This is a genomic window from Flavobacterium kayseriense, from assembly GCF_014305095.1.
GTDB classification, from domain to species: domain Bacteria; phylum Bacteroidota; class Bacteroidia; order Flavobacteriales; family Flavobacteriaceae; genus Flavobacterium; species Flavobacterium kayseriense.
In genome coordinates, this window is record NZ_JACRUI010000002.1 from 342697 (window position 1) to 361135 (window position 18439).

General features: G+C 34.1%; 18 protein-coding genes and 1 tRNA gene. 8 read left to right on the forward strand and 11 right to left on the reverse strand.

Going from position 1 to position 18439, the window contains the following annotated elements; translation table 11 throughout:
• The first annotated feature begins 72 nt into the window (after positions 1-72).
• Positions 73-903 carry a GIN domain-containing protein gene (locus tag H8R22_RS07865; RefSeq protein ID WP_187009908.1) on the forward strand — a complete coding sequence of 277 codons (831 nt, stop codon included), beginning with the start codon at positions 73-75 and terminating at the stop codon, positions 901-903.
• An 85-nt stretch (positions 904-988) separates the two neighbouring features.
• On the opposite strand, the gene trxB is transcribed toward H8R22_RS07865, so the two are convergent.
• Complete coding sequence (gene trxB, locus H8R22_RS07870) at positions 989-1936, reverse strand: thioredoxin-disulfide reductase (RefSeq protein WP_187009909.1); 948 nt, start codon at positions 1934-1936, stop codon at positions 989-991.
• 718 nt (positions 1937-2654) lie between these two features.
• On the opposite strand from trxB, the gene H8R22_RS15670 reads away from it, so the two are divergent.
• Complete coding sequence (locus H8R22_RS15670; protein WP_262891046.1) at positions 2655-2789, forward strand: hypothetical protein; 135 nt, start codon at positions 2655-2657, stop codon at positions 2787-2789.
• Between the two features lie 199 nt (positions 2790-2988).
• Here the strand turns inward: H8R22_RS15670 and H8R22_RS07875 are convergent, their stop codons facing one another.
• From H8R22_RS07875 to H8R22_RS07895, 5 genes are all read right to left on the reverse strand, one after another.
• Positions 2989-4614 carry an isocitrate lyase gene (locus tag H8R22_RS07875; RefSeq protein ID WP_187009910.1) on the reverse strand — a complete coding sequence of 542 codons (1626 nt, stop codon included), beginning with the start codon at positions 4612-4614 and terminating at the stop codon, positions 2989-2991.
• Between the two features lie 73 nt (positions 4615-4687).
• On the reverse strand, positions 4688-6286 hold the full coding sequence (aceB, locus tag H8R22_RS07880; protein WP_187009911.1) for a malate synthase A: 1599 nt from the start codon (positions 6284-6286) through the stop codon (positions 4688-4690).
• A 487-nt stretch (positions 6287-6773) separates the two neighbouring features.
• Positions 6774-7019: a GIY-YIG nuclease family protein gene (locus tag H8R22_RS07885; RefSeq protein WP_187009912.1), complete on the reverse strand. Its 246-nt coding sequence runs from the start codon at positions 7017-7019 to the stop codon at positions 6774-6776.
• Between the two features lie 111 nt (positions 7020-7130).
• Positions 7131-7376 carry a GIY-YIG nuclease family protein gene (locus H8R22_RS07890; protein WP_187009913.1) on the reverse strand — a complete coding sequence of 82 codons (246 nt, stop codon included), beginning with the start codon at positions 7374-7376 and terminating at the stop codon, positions 7131-7133.
• A 47-nt stretch (positions 7377-7423) separates the two neighbouring features.
• Positions 7424-7498 (reverse strand) — tRNA-Pro (locus H8R22_RS07895).
• 229 nt (positions 7499-7727) lie between these two features.
• Here H8R22_RS07895 and H8R22_RS07900 point away from each other — a divergent pair.
• The 6 genes from H8R22_RS07900 (at position 7728) to H8R22_RS07925 (ending at position 13062) form a co-directional block, all read left to right on the forward strand.
• A complete protein-coding gene (locus H8R22_RS07900; protein WP_187009914.1) occupies positions 7728-8495 on the forward strand; it encodes a ParA family protein in 768 nt (255 codons plus the stop codon).
• 4 nt (positions 8496-8499) lie between these two features.
• Entirely contained in the window at positions 8500-9399 is a 900-nt protein-coding gene (locus H8R22_RS07905; RefSeq protein WP_187009915.1) for a ParB/RepB/Spo0J family partition protein, read from the forward strand.
• Positions 9399-9959 carry a DUF5683 domain-containing protein gene (locus H8R22_RS07910; protein ID WP_187009916.1) on the forward strand — a complete coding sequence of 187 codons (561 nt, stop codon included), beginning with the start codon at positions 9399-9401 and terminating at the stop codon, positions 9957-9959. The genes H8R22_RS07905 and H8R22_RS07910 overlap by 1 nt, the downstream gene beginning before the upstream one ends.
• Positions 9960-10016: 57 nt before the next feature.
• Positions 10017-10718 carry a 4-hydroxy-tetrahydrodipicolinate reductase gene (gene dapB / locus H8R22_RS07915; RefSeq protein WP_187009917.1) on the forward strand — a complete coding sequence of 234 codons (702 nt, stop codon included), beginning with the start codon at positions 10017-10019 and terminating at the stop codon, positions 10716-10718.
• A gap of 45 nt (positions 10719-10763) precedes the next feature.
• Positions 10764-12341, forward strand: coding sequence for a signal peptidase I (gene lepB, locus H8R22_RS07920; protein ID WP_187009918.1), 1578 nt, complete (start codon positions 10764-10766; stop codon positions 12339-12341).
• 94 nt (positions 12342-12435) lie between these two features.
• Positions 12436-13062, forward strand: coding sequence for a WbqC family protein (locus tag H8R22_RS07925; protein ID WP_187010172.1), 627 nt, complete (start codon positions 12436-12438; stop codon positions 13060-13062).
• 5 nt (positions 13063-13067) lie between these two features.
• On the opposite strand, the gene H8R22_RS07930 is transcribed toward H8R22_RS07925, so the two are convergent.
• From H8R22_RS07930 to ribH, 5 genes are all read right to left on the reverse strand, one after another.
• Positions 13068-14114, reverse strand: a complete 1047-nt coding sequence (locus H8R22_RS07930) for an endonuclease/exonuclease/phosphatase family protein (protein WP_187009919.1) — start codon at positions 14112-14114, stop codon at positions 13068-13070.
• 49 nt (positions 14115-14163) lie between these two features.
• Positions 14164-15027, reverse strand: coding sequence for a rhomboid family intramembrane serine protease (locus H8R22_RS07935; protein WP_187009920.1), 864 nt, complete (start codon positions 15025-15027; stop codon positions 14164-14166).
• A gap of 18 nt (positions 15028-15045) precedes the next feature.
• Positions 15046-15792 (reverse strand): rhomboid family intramembrane serine protease, encoded by a 747-nt coding sequence (locus H8R22_RS07940; protein ID WP_187009921.1) that lies wholly within the window; start codon positions 15790-15792, stop codon positions 15046-15048.
• Positions 15789-17651: a DNA mismatch repair endonuclease MutL gene (mutL, locus tag H8R22_RS07945; protein WP_187009922.1), complete on the reverse strand. Its 1863-nt coding sequence runs from the start codon at positions 17649-17651 to the stop codon at positions 15789-15791. The genes H8R22_RS07940 and mutL overlap by 4 nt, the downstream gene beginning before the upstream one ends.
• Positions 17652-17816: 165 nt before the next feature.
• A complete protein-coding gene (ribH, locus tag H8R22_RS07950) occupies positions 17817-18389 on the reverse strand; it encodes a 6,7-dimethyl-8-ribityllumazine synthase (protein WP_187009923.1) in 573 nt (190 codons plus the stop codon).
• Positions 18390-18439: the final 50 nt, after the last annotated feature.

The following is an 18439-nucleotide window of genomic DNA, read 5'->3' on the forward strand; positions in this document are numbered from 1 at the left end:
TCCTAATACGTAAAAAAATCATTCTAGTCAGGATGATTTTTTTACTTTTGCAGTAAAGTAAACACTATGAAAATGAAACATTCGATAGCCGTATTTTTAATCTTATTAGCAACCTCTTTTGCAGTAGCGCAAAAAAAAGAAAGAATAAAAGGTTCTAAAATAGTAACAACAATAGTCAAGGAAATAAGCAACTTTAACCATCTTGAAGTGAATGATAACATCGAGGTTTATCTTGAAAAAGGAGCAACTTCGTTTGTATCAATAGAAGCCGATGATAATTTACAGGATGAAATAGCAATAACATCCGTGGGTGCTACGCTGCAACTGCATACCATTAAAACAATTACTCGTTTTAAGAAACTAATTGTTAGAATCACTTACGCAAATGAAATCAATAGCATAACTACAAAGAACGATGCTATAGTAAATGCAATTCAAGAAATTCACACAGATAATTTGACCTTAAAATCTATAGATGATTCTAAACTATTTGTAAACATTGTGGCAAAAAACTTTGCATTGCAAACCGACAATAAATCTAGCTTGGAATTAAATCTTAAAGGTGAGACTGCAAAAATCGTGATGAGCGAGAGTTCGCAATTAAAAGCATTAGTAAATGTAACCGACTTTACTTTTGACCAATACCAAAAGACAGTGGCAAGAATAGAAGGAGCAGCTAAGACAGGAGCAATTAGGCTGGATAACACTACTCAGCTTACCGCTGAAAAACTACAAATTAACAAACTTATAATCATCACAGAACAATCAGCAGCGTGCAGTGTTAATGCAGAAAAAGAAATTGAAATTAGCGCTAGTGAACGATCTGAAATTCAACTTTATGGAAATCCTAAAATTGAAATAAAACGATTTGATGATGAAGCTAAATTATTAAAAAAGAAGTAATTCTACCTCAGCTTAAAACAAAAAAAGTCCCATGTTACAAATTGTAAATGGGACTTTTATGTTTATTCTAAATCTAATTATTTTTTTATTCTTGTGCAGCTAAATATCTTTCGGCATCAAGTGCAGCCATACATCCCGTACCTGCAGCAGTAATTGCTTGACGGTACACATGATCAGCAGCATCACCAGCTACAAAAACACCAGTAACATTTGTCTTAGAACTACCTGGAGTATTTACAATATAACCTGTTTCGTCAAGAGTAATAAAGTCCTTAAAAATATCAGTATTAGGTTTGTGTCCAATAGCTACAAAGAAACCAGTAGCAGGAATATCAAATTCTTCATTGGTAGTTTTATTCAATGCTTTTACGCCAGTAACTACTTGCTCGTCTCCAAGTACCTCAACCGTATCATGATTCATTAAAATAGTAATGTTCTCGGTTTTACGAACGCGTTCTTCCATGATTTTAGAGGCTCTGAATTTTTCGCTTCTTACTAGCATGGTTACTTTTTTACATAATTTAGAAAGATAATGTGCTTCTTCACAAGCAGAATCTCCTGCTCCTACAATTACCACTTCTTGATTTCTGTAGAAAAAACCATCGCAAACAGCACAAGCCGAAACTCCACCACCCATTTTTAGGTAATGTTGCTCAGATGCTAATCCTAAATATTTAGCCGATGCACCTGTGGATATAATAACTGTTTCACAGTGTAATTCGATGGTATTGTTAATCCATACTTTATGAATATCACCTGAGAAATCAACTTTAGTAGCCCATCCATCACGTACGTCTGTACCAAAACGCTCTGCTTGCGCTTGCAATCCCACCATCATTTCAGGTCCTGTAATTCCTTCTGGATTACCAGGCCAATTCTCTACTTCATTAGTAGTCGTTAATTGACCACCCGGTTGCATTCCTTGGTATACTACAGGATTCATATTAGCTCTAGCTGCATAAATTGCTGCTGTATAACCTGCTGGTCCCGAACCTATAATTAGGCATTTTATTTTTTCGATTGTATCTGACATAGTGCTATTCTATTTTTTTTAAAAACAGTACAAAAATAAGTTTTATTTACCGAAATACTTAAAAGCTGCAATCAGTTTTTGCTATTTGGTAATAAAAAAACCCTTTCTGCAGAAACAGAAAGGATTTTCCCTAGAGTCATCGACTTACAAACAAATACATTTTAACACGGAACTATTTACTATTAGAATACAGCAAAGTACCTTGACAACTCTAAAATTTTACTTTTAAATTAATTAATACCTTTTATTAATTGTATCAGAAAAAAACACAGAATGTTTAGTATTGTTCTAAACTGTATTCTTTTAGATTAAAATACTTTTTTTAGCCAATCTATTCTACTACATTTACAAGAGTACTTCATTTTCAATATCATAGTGTCTAGTATCCTACTGACAGCAGTACTTTACCTCTAGAGTAAAATCACTCACAACTTAATTTTTATTCGAAAATATATCTAAAATCAAAGTGGAGTCCAGAACCCACCAAAAACGGGGCGTATTCCGAAAAGCCACAGAGTAGGACAAAATAATTCTTTTAATATGTTTTATAAATTTGATTTAACAGACAAATTGCTATTCGTTGCTGCTTTTGCTTCTTTAATTTATTCAGAAGTTTTGTTTTTTAATGGTTTTGAAAATCAAGCTATATTCATTGGACTTTGGGTACCATCGATCTTATGTTTTGGCATTTACTTACATCTAATAAAGAAAAATAAAAATGACTGATTTTATACCCTACTTTGCAGGGATAATTACCCTGCTTTTTGGAATTGCGTTTGCATATGCAATTACAACTACACAAAAAAAAGACCAAGAAATGAAAAGAAAGATTGAAGAAAGTAGAAACAAATAGCTTTCATTACGGAATACTTTATTATTTTTTGCTCTTTTTACCGCTTCAAAAAAAGTAAAAACAGGGATGAATTCACAGCTTTATTTATACAATTAGCATAGCAATCCCTATCCTTACTATTTGAAAGTATTTGAAGATATATTTACTAAAAAGAGGCAATCACAAAAGATTAGCCTCTTTACATTCTAGTAAACAAATATTATTTTTCTAAAACTAATTCTCTCTTTTGCTCTATTTTTTTACTTTCAAACTGATCACTAGTGTTTTTAGCTCCATCAGCTTTTAAAGCTTTTTCCCCTGCAAAAAACGTTTTATGATCATCTCCTAGGTTAGACCCAGCCATTCTCTGATGTTTTACGCAAGCAACCCCTTTTCGAATTTCTTGTCTTTGCACTCCTTTTACGTAAGCTAACATTCCTTCATTGCCATAGTATCCCTGAGACAAATCATTCATATGAAGCGCTGTTGTGTGGTAGGTAGGTAACGTTATTAGGTGGTGAAAAATCCCCGCCTCTTTAGAGCTATCTTTTTGGAACGTTCTAATTTTATCGTCGGCACGATGACATAATTCAGAGTTATCATAAGCTACATCCATCAAATTATTCCTATCATAGCCCGTCATGTTTTCACCTTCGGCTAACATATCATCATAGGCTTGATTACGGAAATTTAGTGTCCAGTTAAAGGATGGCGAATTGTTATACACTAATTTAGCATTAGGTACCACTTCTCTAATTCGGTTTACCATATGCGCAATTTGTTTTACATTGGGCGTTGGTGTCTCTATCCATAAAAGATCTGCTCCGTTTTGCAAACTAGTAATACAATCTAAGACCACTCTATCGATATTAGATCCATCTTTAAATTGATATAAACCATTAGGTAGCCTTACAGGTCGCACTAATTTACCATCTCTTTTGAGCAAAACGTCATCTTCTCTTGCTTGGCTAATCGATATTTCTTCTGCTTCCACAAAAGCTAAATACTTCGAAGCCAAATCACCGGGTTCTGTACTTACTGGTAACTTTTGAGTCAGACTCGCTCCTTCAGAATCTGTTCTTGCTACAATAACACCTTCATCAACTCCTAATTCTAAAAACGCATAGCGAATTGCATTAATTTTAGCCAAAAAGTCTTCGTGCGGCACCGTTACTTTTCCGTCTTGATGCCCACATTGCTTAGCATCTGAAACCTGATTTTCGATTTGAATTGCACAAGCGCCAGCTTCAATCATTTTTTTCGTCAATAAATAGGTAGCTTCTTCATTCCCAAATCCAGCATCTATATCAGCAATTATGGGAACAATATGTGTTTCGAAATTATCGATTTGTTCCTGTACATCTTCTCCCTTCTCAAGTTTTCTGAATAAATCATTTAACTCGATAGCATCTGCTTGACGCAGAAAATCATATATTTCCTTTATTAAGTTGGGAACAGTCGTTTTTTCGTGCATAGATTGATCTGGCAAAGGACCAAATTCAGAGCGCAATGCTGCAATCATCCATCCTGACAAGTAGATATATCTTTTACTGGTAGTCTTATGGTGTTTTTTTACTGCAATAATATTTTGTTGGGCAACAAACCCGTGCCATGAACCAAGTGATTGTGTATAATTAGAAGCATTTGCATCATACTCTGCCATATCTTTCCTCATAATAGCAGCCGTATATTTAGCGATATCTAAACCCGTTTTAAATCGATTTTGAGTTGCCATTCTCGCAGCACTTTCTGGACTTATTGCGTCCCAAGTAGTCCCATATTTCGCTTTTAAATCTCTTACCGTTTGTAAAGCGGAACTATAATTGCTTTGTTCTAAATTTTTCATAATTTTGTGTTAGTTATTAATACTAGTAATTAGATCCTGTTGATTGTGTCCGCAATCGCAGGGTTGTTTTTTTTTAAATGTATTGGTAAGCAGGTACGGTTAAAAATTCTTCAAATTCTTCAGAGAGCACGAGGGTATCAAAAAGTGAGATTGCTAAATGTAACTTGCTGCTTTTTATATTTTCTTCACCTATTTGCCTTGTTATTTTAGCCACTTCATCATCTAATAATTCTTTATATAATTGTACATTAAATGATCTTCCGTCTTCAAGCTTGACTTTGATTTTTAACCACTGCCATACTTGCGTTCGCGAAATCTCTGCGGTAGCAGCATCTTCCATTAGGTTATATAACGCTACAGCACCATGACCTCTCAACCATGATTCAATGTACAAAATACCCACATTAATATTTTTTCGAATTCCTGCTTCTGTGACAGTTCCTTGTGGGATTGCTACCAAATCTTGTTCAGAAACGATAATATCATTACGTGTTACTTGCAACTGGTTCGGCGTTGGCATGTGTTTATTAAATTCAGCCATAGCTACTGCAACTAAAGCAGGATGAGCAACCCAAGTACCATCATGTCCGTTTAAGACTTCGCGTTCTTTATCTTTTCTAACTTTTTCTAAAGCAGCAGCATTTGCTTCCTCGTCATTTTTAATCGGTATTTGTGCTGCCATTCCGCCAATAGCAAGAATCCCTCTTTTGTGACAACGCTGAATTACTAGTTTTGAATAAGCATCCATAAACGGGCTAGTCATGGTCACTTGATCTCGATTAGGAACGACAAAGCCAGGATGGTTTCTAAATTTCTTGATGTAGGAAAAAATATAATCCCAACGACCACAATTCAAACCTACAATATGATCTTTAAGTTCAAATATAATTTCATCCAACTGAAAACTAGCTGTAATTGTCTCGATTAAAACGGTCGCCTTAAAAGTCCCAACTGGTACTTCTAAATAGTTTTCTGCAAATTCGAATACTTGATTCCACCAACGTGCCTCTTCATAATGCTCTATTTTAGGTAAGTAAAAATAAGGTGCTGTATCATTATTCAACAATGTTTGCGTGTTGTGAAAAACATACAATCCAAAATCAACTAGACTTCCAGAAGTAATTTCATTATGAATCAAAAGGTGTCTTTCATTTAAATGTAAACCTCTTGGTCTTACTAATAAAACAGCTGTGTCTGATTTTAAAGCATAAGACTTATTGCGCTGCGCATCTGTGAAAGAAATAGTTTTAAGGTTAGCATCGATTAAGTTTTTTTGTCCTTCAATCGTGTTTCTCCAAGAGGGCGCAGTGCTATCCTCAAGATCTGCCATGAATGTTTTGGCGCCAGAATTAAGAGCATTGATAATCATTTTACGGTCTACCGGTCCTGTGATTTCTACCCGTCTATCTTGAAGGTCATGCGGAATCGTACCTGCAGTCCAATTTGAATTTCTAATCTCAATTGTTTCTTTCGGAAATTCAGGAAAATTTCCTTTATCAAAACTTATTTGATGAGCAATTCTATTATTTAATAAAGCACTTCTTTTTGCATTAAAGTGCTCATGAAGCGCAACAATAAAAGTCATGACTTCATCCGTTAAAATATCAGGATAATAATTTACTACTTCATTAGAGAAATTGATTTTAGATTGTTGTAAAAGTTTGTTTTCCATGGTACTTATGTTTTTATAGTACAATGATATAAAAAAGTTTTACATAAAACAAGCGAACGTACGCTAAAAATACAAAATAATAATTATGATTTAATTCGCTGCATTTTTAAAGAGTACAGAAATTGCAGTTAATAAATTTCAATTACTGTAGAACGGACTGAAATTAGATTTATTTAAGAACATTTGATAACTACCAAAATAACACAGGCTCAATATCAAAGACTTACGACATTATCTAATTACAACCAGAATTAACTCGCAAAAGCTTCGGCTAAAACAAAAACTTGAAAAAGGTTAAAAAGAACCAAATTCACACTCTCACATTAAGTACTAATTTGAAGACAAAAAAAACAAGAATCAACGAATCAAAGTCTTTTTAAGTAGGACATAAAAAAAACCTTCTTGGCTTACAAGAAGGTTTTGGTCGGGGTGGCAGGATTCGAACCTGCGGCCATCCCGGTTTTCAATCGGGACTCAATAAACGAGCCTATTTTGAAATTAGTTCAATAATCTTAACACTACTTTTCCAGTTTTTAATTTCCTTTTCGCGCAAAATTGCTTTTGTTTTATCGTCAATCAATTCGAAATAAACAACCTCCCAGTCTTTAGCACTTCCGGTAAAACCTTTATGTGAACTCAAATGGCGGCGCAATCTTTCAGACAATTCCATTACAGTGTAACCAATGTGAATCTTGTCAATGGATTTTGAGTACAAAATACAAACGTAAAACATGATTTGTAGAAATAAAAAAAACCTTCTTGGATCACAAGAAGGTTTTGGTCGGGGCGGCAAGATTCGAACCTGCGGCCTTCCCGGTTTTCAATCGGGACGCAATAAACGAGCCTATTTCGAAATTAGTTCAATAATCTTGGCACTACTTTTCCAGTTTTTAATTTCCTTTTCGCACAAAATTGCTTTTGTTTTATCGTCAATCAACTCGAAATAAACAACCTCCCAATCTTTAGCCCTTCCGGCAAAACCTTTATGCGAACTCAAATGGCGGCGCAATCTTTCAGACAATTCCATTACAGTGTAACCAATGTCAAACTTGTCAATGGATTTTGAGTACAAAATACAAACGTAAAACATGATTTGTAGAAATAAAAAAACCTTCTTGGCTTACAAGAAGGTTTTAGTCGGGGTGGCAGGATTCGAACCTGCGGCCTCCTGCTCCCAAAGCAGGCGCGATAACCGAGCTACGCTACACCCCGCAATCGGCTGCAAATATACAATTCTTTTTTCCTTAAACAAGTAAATAAAAAATTTATATTTAAAGTAAATTTTGATTGACAAAGCTAAATAGTTCTCTCACAAATCTTACAATTTACAAATAAACCTACAAGCCTCTACACGTAAAAAGATCTTTAACAATTGTTAACAAAATAGATTTTCAGAAACCATAATAAATTGTATTTTTACGGTTCAAAATTTAGAAAATAAATGGGCAAAATCATTGCGATTGCTAATCAAAAAGGAGGCGTTGGAAAAACTACTACATCAGTAAATCTAGCCGCTTCATTAGGAGTTTTAGAAAAAAAAGTGTTACTTATAGATGCTGATCCTCAAGCTAATGCGAGTTCAGGGTTAGGGATAGATGTAGAAAGTGTTGAAATAGGGACTTACCAAATCTTAGAACATAGCAATAGTCCAAAGGAAGCTATTGTAAAATGTTCTGCTCCAAATGTTGATGTTATCCCTGCTCATATTGACCTTGTTGCTATCGAAATAGAATTGGTAGACAAAGAAAATAGAGAATACATGCTTAAAAAAGCTTTAGCGGATATTAAGGAAGAATACGATTACATCATTATCGACTGTGCTCCTTCCCTAGGTTTATTGACGCTAAATGCACTTACAGCAGCTGATTCAGTAATCATACCTATTCAATGTGAATATTTTGCGTTAGAAGGCCTTGGAAAATTATTAAATACAATCAAAAGTATACAAAAAATACACAATCCAGATCTTGATATTGAAGGATTATTACTTACTATGTATGATTCTAGATTGCGACTATCCAATCAAGTAGTAGAAGAAGTGCAAAAACACTTTAACGACATGGTTTTTGATACAATTATCCAGAGAAATGTGAAGTTAAGTGAGGCTCCAAGTTTTGGAGAGAGTATCATTAACTATGATGCTACAAGTAAAGGTGCTACAAACTATTTGCATTTAGCACAAGAAGTAATTAAGAAAAATAGCAAGTAATTGTATGGCAAAAGCGATAAAAAAACAAGCCCTAGGCCGAGGACTATCTGCCTTATTAAAAGATCCTGAAAACGATATTAAATCAGTAGATGACAAAAACGCTGATAAAGTTGTTGGGAATATAATTGAGCTTGATATAGAAGCCATTGAAATAAATCCTTTTCAACCTCGTAGTAATTTTAATGAGGAATCATTAAGAGAGCTTGCTACTTCCATTAAGGAATTAGGAGTCATACAACCTATAACTGTTAGGAAATTGGATTTCAATAAATACCAATTAATTTCAGGAGAGCGACGTTTAAGAGCATCGACTCTTGTGGGACTAACATCTGTCCCTGCTTACATTCGTATTGCAAATGACAATGAATCATTAGTTATGGCATTAGTTGAAAATATTCAGCGTCATGACTTAGATCCAATTGAAATCGCTCTTTCTTACCAACGATTAATCGATGAAATTCAGTTAACGCAGGAGCAAATGAGCGAACGTGTAGGAAAGAAAAGATCTACTATTGCAAATTACTTGCGTCTCTTAAAACTTGATCCAATTATTCAAACAGGAATTCGTGATGGTTTTATAAGTATGGGTCACGGTAGAGCAATTATTAATATTGAAGATCTAGATGCTCAAACAGGAATTTATCAAAAGATCGTCAGTCAAAATTTATCTGTAAGAGACACTGAAGCTTTAGTTAAAAACTACCAAGATAGCTTAAAACCTAAAAGCATTGCAGCAACTAAATCAGCTAATTTTGAAATTGAAGAGACTGATAAAAATGTTTTTAACAGCTATTTTGGAAACAAAGTAGATGTAAAAGTGGCTGCAAATGGAAAAGGCAAAATTACGATTCCATTTAAATCTTCAGAAGATTTTAAACGTATATTAGAACTAATAAAAGGATAGTGAATAAAATTCTTTCCATAGGAATATTCCTTTTCATTATAGGAAATGCTACTGTTCTTGCTCAAGCAAAAACAAATGGCCCCGTGATTCTTCAAGATACCATTAAATCTAATGATATTGATCCTTTAACACCCGCTAAAGCTGCTTTTTACTCAGCAGTTTTACCAGGTTTGGGGCAAGCCTACAATAAAAAATATTGGAAAATCCCTCTTGTCTATGGTGCAATTGGAACTAGTCTTTATTTCTATCTGGATAGCAATAAAAAATACAACCAGTACCGCGACGCTTACAAAAGAAGACTGGAAGGATACTCTGATGACAGCTTAGATTACTTAGATACTGACAGATTAATTACGGGTCAAAAATTCTATCAAAGGAACAGAGATCTATCTGCTTTATTTGTTGTCGCCTTTTATGCTCTAAACATCATAGATGCCAATGTTGATGCAGCACTTTTGCAATTTAATGTTGACGAAAATATCTCCTTTAAACCTTCGCTATATACTAATGATGTAACATTAAAAGCAAATGTGGGTCTAACTATTAATTATAATTTTTAGAGAAACATAATTGCGTTAATCAACTTTAAACTTCTTCTAATTCATAAATACATTAAAATGAAAATTGCGCTTTTAGGATACGGAAAAATGGGAAAAGTAATTGAAAGAATCGCAATGGAGCGAGGACACGAAATTATTTTGAAAAAAGAAGAACACAATACCTACGAAGGCCTATCTAACGCAGATGTGGCTATAGATTTCAGCGTACCTAACGCAGCAGTGCTTAATATTACAAACTGCTTAAATGAGAATGTACCTGTTATTTCAGGAACAACAGGATGGCTAGATCATTATGAACAAATGGTATCGTTATGCAATGAAACAAAAGGAGCTTTTATTTCGAGCTCAAATTTTAGCTTAGGTGTAAATATATTCTTTGAAATCAACGAATATCTTGCAAAAATGATGGCAAAGCTAGACAATTACAACATTAAGATGGAGGAAATTCATCACACGCAAAAGCTGGATGCACCAAGTGGAACTGCTATCTCACTAGCAAAAGGAATTATCAATAACAGTGAATATAAAAGTTGGACTTTAGAAGAACCAACAGCAGATCAAATTTTAATAGAAGCAAAACGAATCGGAACTGTTCCAGGTACACATACAGTTACTTACAGTTCAGATGTAGACAGTATCGAAATTAAGCATACAGCACACAATCGCGAAGGCTTTGCACTTGGCGCAGTTATAGCAGCAGAATGGATCATTGGAAAACAAGGGGTTTTCACTATGAAAGATGTTCTAGAGTTAAAATAATCTCGTACTATTATTTATTTACATTACACACTAAACCTATCAATTATGTCATTTTATCAATGGTTTGTATTTTTCTTACTCATTCAATTAGTTCATTTTCTTGGAACTTGGAAAATGTATGTGGCTGCTGGCCGAAAAAGCTGGGAAGCTGCCGTACCAGTTTATAATGTAATTATTTTAATGAAAATAATAGGACGCCCAAGTTGGTGGACTATTTTGTTGTTCATTCCTGTCATTAACTTAATTATGTTTCCTATTATATGGGTAGAAACGTTAAGGAGCTTTGGAAAACGCAGTACAATAGATACTATTCTAGGAATAGTAACCTTGGGACTATACATATACTATGTTAACTATACGCAAAAGTTAACACACGTAACTGAACGATCACTAAAATCACAAACTACTATTGGAGACACGATCAACTCATTGCTTTTTGCGATAATTGTAGCCACGTTAGTTCACACCTATGTAGTACAACCATATACTATACCAACTCCATCTTTAGAAAAATCCTTATTAGTAGGTGATTTTTTATTTGTTAGTAAAATTAACTTTGGAGCAAGAATCCCAATGACAGCCGTTGCCTTTCCTATGGTTCATGATTCGATACCTATGACCAAATCTAAGTCTTACTTAAGTTGGCCTCAAATACCGTACTTAAGAATGCCCGCGACAGAAGCGATTAGCAGAAGTGATATTGTAGTTTTCAACTGGCCAGTAGATACCGTACATTATTTCTTTGAACCAAAGGGAAAACCAGGAGTTATTAAACCGGTAGATAAAAAATCAAACTATGTAAAAAGATGTGTTGGTATCCCTGGAGATAGTTTATCTATTATAGACGGAATGGTTTATATTGACGGAAAAAAACTGATTCTTCCGGAAAGAGCAAAACCTCAATTTTCGTACAACGTAGTTGTAGACGGAAAAACCTTTATTGATTTCGAATATCTTGTTAAAGATATGGATATCACAGATGCAGCAGGTTATATTAATGACAGCAGAGACACCTTGATCTTTAGAGCACTAACAGAAGCTAGTGCAGCGAGATTAAAAAACGTACCTGGTATTACTGCTGTAAACAGAATTATAGCTAAAGATGTTGAGGCAAGCATATTCCCTCAAATCAACAAATGGAATCAAGATAATTATGGGCCTGTTTACATTCCTCAAAAAGGAAAAACAGTCGCTTTAAACACCGCATCGCTACCATTTTACAAAAGAATCATAACTGATTATGAAAAAAATGATCAAGGAGATAAAAATGATCTAAAAGTAATTGGAAACGAAATCAGACTTAATGGACAGGTAGTAACAAGCTATAAATTTAAGCAAAATTATTATTGGATGATGGGTGATAACCGCCACAACTCTGAAGATAGCCGCTACTGGGGTTTTGTTCCTGAGGATCATATTGTGGGTAAACCCGTTTTTATCTGGATGAGTATTAAAGGCATCAATGATGGTATTAAAAATTGGAGCATCCGATGGGATCGAGTTTTCACAACAGTAAGTGGTGAAGGACAACCGCAGTCCTATTTCAAATACTTCCTATTTGCATTGGCTGCTTTCTTTGTTGGAGAATATTTTTGGAAAAAACGAAAAGAAAAAAATAGTTAATTTTATAACAACCACTACTAAGTCATAAAGCCCACTTAAAACAAGTAACTTTATGACTTTTTTATTTAAATTAATAACTTTTGTTCGCAACCAAATGAAAAGCTTACTTCACCCCTCTTACTTCCCTTCTATCAGTCATTACGTTGCCATGGAGCAAGCAGATACAATTCTGTTTGAAATCGAAGATAATTTTCAAAAACAAACAAACAGGAACCGCACTTATATTTATAGTCCAAATGGTATTCAAATTCTAAATATCCCAGTAAAACATACCAAAGAGGCCCATCAAAAAACCAAAGATATTATTATAGATAATGATTCAGATTGGCAGAAGCAACACTTTAAATCACTTGAAACAGCGTATCGTAGTTCTCCCTTTTTTGAATTTTTTGAAGATGAAATAAGACCATTTTACGAAAAAAAGCACAACTACTTACTTGATCTAAATTTTGAATCAATAGCCATAGTTTCTAAATGCTTACGCAAAAAAATTACTTTTGAAACCACAACTGAGTATTTAAGGGAGGTAGATCAAAACAATATAAAAGATTATAGGTTTTTGATCGATGGCAAAAAAGATACTTCGATAGTAAACCGATACATGCAAGTGTTTGAGGACAAACATGGCTTTATAAACAACCTGAGCATCTTAGACTTACTTTTTAATGAAGGTAAATTTACTATTGATTATTTGAGAGAGCAGCCACTACTTTCTAAGTAGAGTTCCTACTCCAGACTTAGTTTAGCCATTATTGGATAATGATCCGAATCTTTCATATCTGAAAAACTTTGAAACTCCTTGACAATCATTCTCTCATCGGCAAAAATATAATCTATTCGAGCAGGATAATATTTAAATTTATAGGTCTGGCCAAAACCTGTACCAGCCTCTTCAAAACTATCTTTCAACTTACCTTTAATATTTCGATATACGTAAGAATAGGCACTATTATTCATATCACCACAGATAATAACGGGATACTCACAGCGACTTTCGTGTTCTTTAAATAGCTCCGCTTGCTGTTGCTGTTGCTTGAAAGCTTTACTAATGCGTCTATATAACATTCGAGACTTGCTCTTGTTGATCACCTCTATATTATCATTAATCTCATCCACATCGGGTGAAATCTTTATGGATTGTAATTGCATATTGTACACTCGTATAATATCCTTGCCCTTTTTAATATCAGCATAAATAACACTGTTATTAGAGTTGGGAAAAACAATACTTCCTTGATCAATTATAGGGAATTTAGAAAAAATAGCTTGACCAGACTTAATTTTATTACCAGCCATTAAAATATATTTATACTTGTATACCTTTAGATCTATAGTAGCAGAGGAAGAAAATTCTTGAATACACAAAATATCGGGGTTCTTATCATTTATAAAATCCACTATAGAGCCAGGTACATCGTTTTTATCAATCCAATTAAACAAATTAAACAAGCGAACATTGTAGCTCATTACCAGAAAGTCTTTCTCTCCAGCTGGATAAGCATTGGCTGAAAATTTATAAAACTTATTGATAAAAGTGATGCCTATTAACAATACAATGCCTGATAAAATCATTCGTTTTTTGAACTGCAACAACCAATAAATAAAAAATAAAGTGTTTAATATAAAAAAAAGAGGCATCATCAATGTCAAAACTGCTAAAATAGGAAATATTTTAGGCGCTAAGAAAGGAAGAATATATGCAATAAAAGTAACAAGAATAAGTAGAATGTTTAAACTATACATCCCTTTATTGAACCAAGAAAGGTTTTTCATTATTTTAGTTTAAAATTAAAATTCAGCTCACATACTCTATTTTTGGAAATTAATTCCCTGCTTTAAATAAAAAATCTTTTTCTTCTTTAGACAAACTATCATATCCAGACTGACTAATTTTATCAAGAATTTCATCTATTTGTTGCTGTGATTTTGTTTTTGTTACAATCTTGGAGGTGCGTTGTTCACTAGGCCTGTTGTAATTTTTATGTACTTTTTTAAAGGGTGTCGAAGGTGATTTCTTAAATCTATTTACAAACAAATCTATAATTTTAGTAACCCCCACACTTAAATCAGTGCCATTCTCGAGTAACTTAATGTATAAAAAACCAAAGAAAGCCCCTGATAAATGGGAAATATGCCCACCCATATTATCTAATCGAAATTGCATTAAATCTAAAATCAGAAGTACTGCTGTAATATACCACAATTTAACGTTTCCTAACAGCAACATTCTTACATTCATTAGCGGCTGATAAGTTGTTACCGCAACTAAGATAGTCATAATTGCGGCCGAAGCACCAACAATAGAAGTATTTATCCCCAAAATATAGTAACTGATAACAAATACTAAACCAGCAAAAACTGCTCCTAAAATATAGCTTCCTAGCAACTGCTTTTGCGTGAAATAAGTCAAAAATAATTGACTAGAAAAATTCAAAACCATCATATTAAAAAGCAAATGCCAAAAACCATCATGAAAAAAAGCATAGGTTAAAAACGTCCAAGGCTTTACTGCAAAATTAGCTGGATCAGTTGATAAAGCGATCCACGATGGAAAACTAAAGAATCCACCACTATACTGATAGAAAAAAGCTAATGATAAAAGAAAGCATCCCACATTCCAATAGATAATTCTAAAAGCAACACTCCCTACTTTATACTGTAATTTTAAATCGTCTATAATATTCATGGCTTTACTTGCTTTTACTTAATTCCAACGATTGTTCTCAAATTGGTTTTTCTTCCAATACCAACTTATCAAAAGCCCAAACAAAGCACCACCAACGTGAGCAAAATGAGCAATTCCAGGCCCGCCAAAAAGCGACTGACCAGAAACCCCCAAATATAAATCAACTGCAACTAATCCTGGTACAAAATATTTAGCCTTAATAGGAACTGGAATGAATATCAAAGCTAACTCCGCATTTGGAAACATGAAAGCAAAAGCAACAATTATTCCGTATATAGCGCCAGAGGCACCTACAACAGTTCCTGCATAAGAGCTAATAAAGTTTTGGTATTGTGAAGTCGTAAGCAATTCTTGCCATTGTGTATTAATTTTACCCTCATTCAATACTTTCAAAATTTCTGCTTTTTCAAAACCACTTTCTACAAGCGTATTAATGGCATCTTGAAAATAATAGTAATTTATTCCTGTGTGTATTAAGGCAGCACCTAAACCACATGAGAGGTAAAAGAACAAAAACTTTTTACCTCCCCAAAAATGCTCTAACGCAGATCCAAAGGAATATAAGGCAAACATATTAAATAAAATATGCATAAACCCCCCATGCATAAACATATGTGTAATAGGTTGCCAAAACTGAAAACCACCGTTCTCAGGAAAGTATAGTGCTAATAAATCGTAAGCTTGATCTCCGACAGCAAGTGTACCAATGAAGAATAATACATTAATAATTAGTAACTGCTTTACCGTTTCGGTTATATTTCTCATATTGCGAATTTTTTATCTAAATCTTCTACTCTCATTGTAATAAAAGTAGGTTTTTGAAAAGGAGAAACATTTGGATCTTTACAGGCAAAAAGACCATTTACCAAATTCTCTTGTTCTTTTACTGTTAAACTTATCCCTGTTTTTACGGCTAAACTTTTAGCCATCGACTTTGCAATTGTATCGTTTTGACTGAAGCTATTCTCTGGAATACCATCTTCTAAATCGCTTAACAATTGCTCTAAAACCATAGAAACTTCACTCTCTGTAACATTTACAGGTATCCCAGAAATTACTATATGTGCATTATCAGCTATTTCTTCAAAAACAAAACCAGTATTTACTAAGGATAGTTTAAGTTCCTCAATTAAATCCATCTCAGCAGATGAAAAAAACAAATCTAAAGGAAATAGTAATTGCTGGCTTGATGCTTGTTGCACGGTCATATTAGTCAAAAACTGCTCATACAAAACCCGTTGATGTGCCCTTTGCTGATCAACAATAACCATTCCTGATTTAATAGGAGATACTATATACTTTTTATGTATTTGATATACATTTTGAACAGCATGCTCTACCTCTTGATCATTAAACAAAGATCCTGTGATCTCTTCCGTTTCAAAAGTAAAATCAGTTGCAGCAGACTGAAAATGTGAATCTTGTTTTAAACCAACATAAAGACTTTCCCAACTTGCAGTAGGCTCGGGTTTTCTATAAGAACTAGCCGAGGCATAATGTTTATTAACTTTATCATCAGAAAAAGGATTAAAAGTACTATCCACCTGAATTGTAGGCGTTTCTCCTTTTAAATCTTTATAATTATAGGGCGTATCTAAGTTCGAGTCTCTATCAAAATCTAGAACGGGTGCTACATTAAACTGACCCAAACTGTGCTTTATTGAAGAACGTAAAATAGCATACAAGGCGTGCTCATCATCAAACTTAATTTCTGTTTTAGTAGGATGAATATTGATATCAATCGTGTTGGGTGGCACCGTTAAATATAGAAAATAACTTGGTTGCGCACCATCACGCAAGAGTCCTTCGTAAGCAGCCATTACGGCATGATGCAAATAACCACTTTTAATGAATCGATCATTAACAAAGAAAAACTGTTCACCTCTGCTTTTTTTGGCAAATTCTGGCTTACTAACAAATCCCTGAATGGTAACAATCTCGGTTTCCTCCTGAACAGGCACTAATTTCTCATTAGTTTTACCCGAAAAAATATTTACGATACGTTGCCTTAAAGTCGAAGCTGGCAGATTAAACATTTCACTTCCATTGTGGTAAAAAGTAAAATAGATAGAAGGATGCGCCAATGCAACTCTATGAAATTCATCGATGATATGACGGTATTCTACTGTATCTGATTTTAAGAAATTGCGACGTGCAGGTATGTTAAAAAAAAGATTTTTGACTGCAAAAGATGTTCCTTTAGGAAGCACGGCAGCGTCTTGCGCGACAAACTTACTCCCCTCGATTATAATTTGAACACCAAGTTCTTCTTGGTCTTGCTTTGTTTTCATCTCTACGTGAGCAATTGCGGCAATTGAAGCTAATGCTTCTCCACGAAAACCCTTAGTATTTAATGAAAATAAATCCTCTGCTTGACGAATTTTTGATGTCGCATGACGTTCAAAACACAAACGAGAATCTGTTACGCTCATCCCTTTTCCGTTGTCGATTACTTGCACTAATGCTTTCCCTGCTTCTTTAATAATGAGCTTGATGTCTGAGGCATTAGCATCCACAGCATTTTCTAGCAATTCTTTGACAACTGAGGCAGGTCTTTGCACCACTTCTCCAGCAGCAATTTGGTTTGCGACATGATCAGGAAGTAATTGGATTATACTTGACATTAAGAAAAAATAGTTTAAAAATTTATGGTTTTGGGCTCCCAAACAAATAGTCACAAATTTAAGGAAATTTGATTGGCTTTACCTCTTTAGAAAATCATAAATAAAACAAAAAACCTATCCTATTTTGAGAAATAGCATAGGTTTCCTATTTGTGTATGATACGAATTACTCGTCTAACTTCAAAGGAAGGTTTTCAATTTGTAATTGACCTGATGACAACAAAGCTGGTTTTTTGTATTCGTGCGCCAAGGATGCTTGCTGACGAATGAAAGCCATTTTTATAGCCGCAATTGCTGCTTCAGTTCCTTTGTTTCCATGAATCCCTCCACTTCTATCAATCGACTGTTGCATGGTATTATCTGTTAAAACACAAAATATAACAGGAATATCTGACTGTACATTTAGGTCTTTTATACCCTGTGTCACACCTTCGCATACAAAATCAAAATGCTTCGTTTCTCCTTGTATCACACATCCTATCGCGATAACAGCATCAACATTTTGTGTTTGCAACATTTTTTTTGCACCGTAAATAAGTTCAAAACTTCCTGGAACATTCCATCTAATAATATGCTCTGCAGGAACCTCACTATCTAAAAAAGCTGCTTCGGCTCCATTGTATAATCCTTCTGTGATTTCCTCATTCCATTCTGCAACTACAACTCCAAAGCGAAAATCTTTTGCTTTAGGTAAGCTGCTTTTGTCATAAACCGATAAATTCTTATTAATCGTTGCCATAAAAATGATATTTAATATTTGATTTAAAAAAAAATTGACAATTACATGTA

What these genes read in the sequence shown, in the direction of transcription:
- H8R22_RS07865 (WP_187009908.1), top strand. Translation starts at nt 73, where the DNA reads ATGAAACATTCGATAGCCGTATTTTTAATCTTATTAGCAACCTCTTTT.
- trxB (WP_187009909.1), bottom strand. Translation starts at nt 1,936, where the DNA reads ATGTCAGATACAATCGAAAAAATAAAATGCCTAATTATAGGTTCGGGA.
- H8R22_RS15670 (WP_262891046.1), top strand. Translation starts at nt 2,655, where the DNA reads ATGACTGATTTTATACCCTACTTTGCAGGGATAATTACCCTGCTTTTT.
- H8R22_RS07875 (WP_187009910.1), bottom strand. Translation starts at nt 4,614, where the DNA reads ATGAAAAATTTAGAACAAAGCAATTATAGTTCCGCTTTACAAACGGTA.
- aceB (WP_187009911.1), bottom strand. Translation starts at nt 6,286, where the DNA reads ATGGAAAACAAACTTTTACAACAATCTAAAATCAATTTCTCTAATGAA.
- H8R22_RS07885 (WP_187009912.1), bottom strand. Translation starts at nt 7,019, where the DNA reads ATGTTTTACGTTTGTATTTTGTACTCAAAATCCATTGACAAGATTCAC.
- H8R22_RS07890 (WP_187009913.1), bottom strand. Translation starts at nt 7,376, where the DNA reads ATGTTTTACGTTTGTATTTTGTACTCAAAATCCATTGACAAGTTTGAC.
- H8R22_RS07900 (WP_187009914.1), top strand. Translation starts at nt 7,728, where the DNA reads ATGGGCAAAATCATTGCGATTGCTAATCAAAAAGGAGGCGTTGGAAAA.
- H8R22_RS07905 (WP_187009915.1), top strand. Translation starts at nt 8,500, where the DNA reads ATGGCAAAAGCGATAAAAAAACAAGCCCTAGGCCGAGGACTATCTGCC.
- dapB (WP_187009917.1), top strand. Translation starts at nt 10,017, where the DNA reads ATGAAAATTGCGCTTTTAGGATACGGAAAAATGGGAAAAGTAATTGAA.
- lepB (WP_187009918.1), top strand. Translation starts at nt 10,764, where the DNA reads ATGTCATTTTATCAATGGTTTGTATTTTTCTTACTCATTCAATTAGTT.
- H8R22_RS07925 (WP_187010172.1), top strand. Translation starts at nt 12,436, where the DNA reads ATGAAAAGCTTACTTCACCCCTCTTACTTCCCTTCTATCAGTCATTAC.
- H8R22_RS07930 (WP_187009919.1), bottom strand. Translation starts at nt 14,114, where the DNA reads ATGAAAAACCTTTCTTGGTTCAATAAAGGGATGTATAGTTTAAACATT.
- H8R22_RS07935 (WP_187009920.1), bottom strand. Translation starts at nt 15,027, where the DNA reads ATGAATATTATAGACGATTTAAAATTACAGTATAAAGTAGGGAGTGTT.
- H8R22_RS07940 (WP_187009921.1), bottom strand. Translation starts at nt 15,792, where the DNA reads ATGAGAAATATAACCGAAACGGTAAAGCAGTTACTAATTATTAATGTA.
- mutL (WP_187009922.1), bottom strand. Translation starts at nt 17,651, where the DNA reads ATGTCAAGTATAATCCAATTACTTCCTGATCATGTCGCAAACCAAATT.
- ribH (WP_187009923.1), bottom strand. Translation starts at nt 18,389, where the DNA reads ATGGCAACGATTAATAAGAATTTATCGGTTTATGACAAAAGCAGCTTA.